Here is a 3841-nt window from a genome sequence, read left to right on the forward strand (position 1 = left end):
CGCCTTCAGATGGCTTTGCGCACTCACTTTAATCAGCCCGAAATAGTTGGTGGAGATGCAAGCTACGGCTTGCTTATTGTTAAAGCAAAGCATTAATTGCTCAGGGTACAAATCCAACATTTCAGAAGATTTAATGGTTTAATTGAATCTAAACCTAACTTATACTTTCCCCTTCCCCAGCTTATTACATCGGTTGCTAACGCACCTCCAAAACCATTTTATTTGTAACCCATATCCACAAATAAAATATTTTATGTTTACCCGTAAGTCTGATTTCATATAAAACGCAAATCTTTGCATCTCCAAGTCTAAATAGTTGCCCATTTTATCCAAACATGAAGATATTTTGTCGCGCAAATCCATGTCATCAAAATCAATAGGCGAATCATCACCACGATAATTATAAAAATCTAACAAATACCCCCTTAACCTACTGGATATATCAGTGATTTTCTCTAATGCTGGCCTGAAAAAATATGGGAATAATTTAAATACATAAAGTCCAAATTTATCATTCAAAAATAATAATTCCATAAATTTATTGTGTAAATTTATCTGATTTTCTTGCCTAATACTTTCATTATCAAAATGAAACTTATCTATATTCATTAAATCAATACGGCACTCAAGTATGAGATTTTGTATTTCTTGTAATTTTTCAATTGTTTCTGAGTAAATTCTTTCTTTTCTTTCCCACCATTTCTGTTTAAAAAAATTTTGGAGAGTTAAAAATGCAACAATGAAAGACACTAAAATAGTTATAACATGCCCAATTTCCATACTTATCCCCTAATAACCAAAAATAAATAAGCTATTCTGAGCCAAACAACAACCCTTCCTTAATCCCCCGAATCTTATCCCTCAACACTGCCGCCTCTTCAAACTGCAAATCCCTAGCCGCCTGCTGCATGGCTTTTTCCAGTTTGGCGATTTCTTTAATCGCGTCTTCTTCGTTGTGGATTTCACCGACTTTAACCTTGTTTTTGCCTTTCAGACGACCTTTGCCGCTGTCTTCTTCGTGGTACACGCCATCGATGATATCTTTGACCTGTTTTTTAATCTGCTGCGGCACGATGCCGTGTTCTTCGTTGAATTTAATCTGTTTTTCACGGCGGCGTTCGGTTTCTTCGATGGCGGCTTTCATGGAGTCAGTGATTTTGTCGGCGTACAGGATGGCGACGCCGTTTACGTTGCGTGCGGCGCGGCCTATGGTTTGAATCAGGCTGCGGTGGGAACGCAGGAAGCCTTCTTTGTCGGCGTCGAGGATGGCGACGAGGGAGACTTCGGGGATGTCAAGGCCTTCGCGCAAGAGGTTGATGCCGACGAGTACGTCAAACAGGCCGAGCCGCAAATCTCTAATGATTTCAACGCGCTCGACGGTGTCGATGTCGCTGTGCAGGTAGCGCACTTTGATACCAAGTTCGCTGTAATAGTCGGTGAGTTGCTCCGCCATGCGTTTGGTGAGGGTGGTAACGAGAACGCGTTCGCCTTTTTGGATGCGGTCGTTGATTTCGCTCATTAAGTCATCGACTTGGGTGGCAACTGGGCGGATGATGATTTGGGGGTCGACCAGTCCTGTGGGGCGGACGACTTGTTCGACCACTTGTCCGGCGTGTTCTTCTTCGTATTTGGCGGGTGTGGCGGACACGAAGACGGTTTGCGGCATGACTTTTTCAAATTCGTGGAATTTGAGCGGGCGGTTGTCGCGGGCGGAAGGCAGGCGGAAGCCGTAGTCGACGAGGTTTTGCTTGCGTGATGCGTCGCCTTTGTACATGCCGCCGATTTGGGTAACGGTAACGTGGCTTTCGTCGATGAACATGATGGCGTTGTCGGGCAGGTAGTCCATCAGCGTGGGCGGCGGTTCGCCTTCTTTTTTGCCGGAGAAGTGGCGGGAGTAATTTTCGATGCCTTTGCAGAAGCCCATTTCGTAGAGCATTTCGAGGTCGAAGCGGGTGCGCTGTTCGATGCGTTGTTGTTCGACGGGGCGTTGTTCGCGGGCGAAAAATTCGATGCGTTCGCGCAGTTCTTCTTTGATGGACTCGCAGGCGCGCAATACGGTGTCGCGCGGGGTAACGTAGTGGCTGGACGGGAAGACGGTGTAGCGGCCGACGCGTTGGATAAGGCTGCCTGAAAGCGGGTCAAACATATCGAGGCGGTCGATTTCGTCGTCAAACAGGCTGATGCGCAAGGCGTTTTCCGAGCTTTCGGCGGGGTACACGTCAATCACGTCGCCGCGCACGCGGAAGCTGCCGCGTTTGAAGTCCAAATCGCCGCGTTCGTACTGCATGGAAACGAGCGTGGCGATGATGTCGCGCTGCTCGATGGTGTCGCCTTCTTTAACGGACAACACCATTTGTTGATACTCGGTCGGGTCGCCGATACCGTAAATGGCGGACACGGTGGCGACGATAATCACGTCGTTGCGCGTCATCAGGTTTTTGGTGGCAGAAAGGCGCATTTGCTCGATGTGTTCGTTGATTGCGCTGTCTTTTTCGATAAACAAATCGCGGCTGGGCACATAGGCTTCTGGCTGGTAATAGTCGTAGTAAGACACGAAATATTCCACCGCGTTTTCAGGGAAAAACTCGCGCATTTCGGCATAGAGTTGGGCGGCAAGGGTTTTGTTGTGCGCCATGATGATGGCGGGACGGCCGCTTTGCGCAATTACGTTTGCCATGGTGTAGGTTTTGCCGGAACCGGTTACGCCGAGCAGAGTTTGATAAGCAAGGCCGTCTGAAAGCCCTTCGAGCAAACCGGCAATGGCGGTAGGCTGGTCGCCTGCGGGCGGAAATGGCTGGTGGAGTTTAAACGGAGAATTGGGATATTGAATGACTTCCATAAGACGGCCTGTTTTATGTTCAGGTAAAGAGAGAATTATAACAAAGGGCCGTCTGAAAATTGATAGTGTGCCAATCTGATAAGACTAAATATTTCTTCTCCTTCCTTAGCTAACTGAGGTTAGTTATGTTAGCAGGAACAATTAAATTAGGGGCTGTACTAGATTAGCAGATATGTTACCCTCGAAATATGAAGATAACGCACTGCAAATTAAAGAAAAAAGCACAGAAAGAACTGCTCCGTTTTTTTGTACTGGAAGTTACCGCCCGTTCTGCAGTCGATATTTTGGGTATCCATCCCAATTCAGCAGCACTGTTCTACCGTAAAATCCGCACGGTTATAAACTATCATTTGGCCTTGGCTGCCGATGAGGTTTTCGAGGGCCCTGTCGAGCTGGACGAAAGCTATTTCGGCGGACAGCGTAAAGGCAGGCGTGGTCGCGGTGTGGCAGGAAAAGTGGTTGTCGTCGGCATTCTGAAACGCAACGGACGGGTCTATATCGTTGTGGTGGATAATGCCAAGTCTGAAACGTTACTCCCTGTCATTAAAAAGAAAATCATGCCGGACAGTATTGTTTATACCGATAGTCCGAGCAGCTACGACCAGTTGGACGTGAGCGGTTTCATCCATTACCGCATCAACCATTCCAAGGAATTTGCCGACCGTCAGAACCACATTAATGGCATTGAGAATTTTTGGAATCAGGCAAAACGTGTCTTGCGAAAATACAATGGAATCGATCGCAAATCTTTCCCGCTGTTCTTGAAAGAATGCGAATTTCGATTTAACTTCGGCACACCGTCCCGGCAGCTAAAAATCCTGCGGGATTGGTGTGGAATTTAGAGCTAATCTAGTACAGCCCCTTAAATTATCCTCTCCCGAAAGGATGTATCCCCCACGTCCTTTTCTTTATCCGCTTCCTCCCTTTCGATCAGATTTCTACCCCGTAAAAGGCTTACACTCCGCATCATTGCCCCTAAATATCTCCTCGCCATCCGTACAG

At 47.1% G+C, this 3841-nt stretch carries 3 protein-coding genes; 1 reads left to right on the forward strand and 2 read right to left on the reverse strand.

Annotated features, from left to right (window positions below; translation table 11 throughout):
- Positions 1-159 precede the first annotated feature (159 nt).
- Together HMPREF3047_RS09985 and uvrB are read right to left on the reverse strand one after the other, a co-directional pair.
- Positions 160-780 (reverse strand): hypothetical protein, encoded by a 621-nt coding sequence (locus HMPREF3047_RS09985; RefSeq protein WP_070713876.1) that lies wholly within the window; start codon positions 778-780, stop codon positions 160-162.
- Between the two features lie 31 nt (positions 781-811).
- Entirely contained in the window at positions 812-2839 is a 2028-nt protein-coding gene (uvrB, locus tag HMPREF3047_RS09990; RefSeq protein ID WP_070713878.1) for an excinuclease ABC subunit UvrB, read from the reverse strand.
- Between the two features lie 188 nt (positions 2840-3027).
- Here uvrB and HMPREF3047_RS09995 point away from each other — a divergent pair, with 188 nt between their 5' ends.
- On the forward strand, positions 3028-3681 hold the full coding sequence (locus HMPREF3047_RS09995) for an IS1595 family transposase (RefSeq protein ID WP_070713882.1): 654 nt from the start codon (positions 3028-3030) through the stop codon (positions 3679-3681).
- Positions 3682-3841: the final 160 nt, after the last annotated feature.

Origin of the sequence: Neisseria sp. HMSC075C10 (assembly GCF_001815615.1) — a bacterium.
GTDB classification, from domain to species: domain Bacteria; phylum Pseudomonadota; class Gammaproteobacteria; order Burkholderiales; family Neisseriaceae; genus Neisseria; species Neisseria subflava_A.

Coding starts and splice junctions, on each gene's coding strand:
- HMPREF3047_RS09985 (WP_070713876.1), bottom strand. CDS start 780: ATGGAAATTGGGCATGTTATAACTATTTTAGTGTCTTTCATTGTTGCA.
- uvrB (WP_070713878.1), bottom strand. CDS start 2,839: ATGGAAGTCATTCAATATCCCAATTCTCCGTTTAAACTCCACCAGCCA.
- HMPREF3047_RS09995 (WP_070713882.1), top strand. CDS start 3,028: ATGAAGATAACGCACTGCAAATTAAAGAAAAAAGCACAGAAAGAACTG.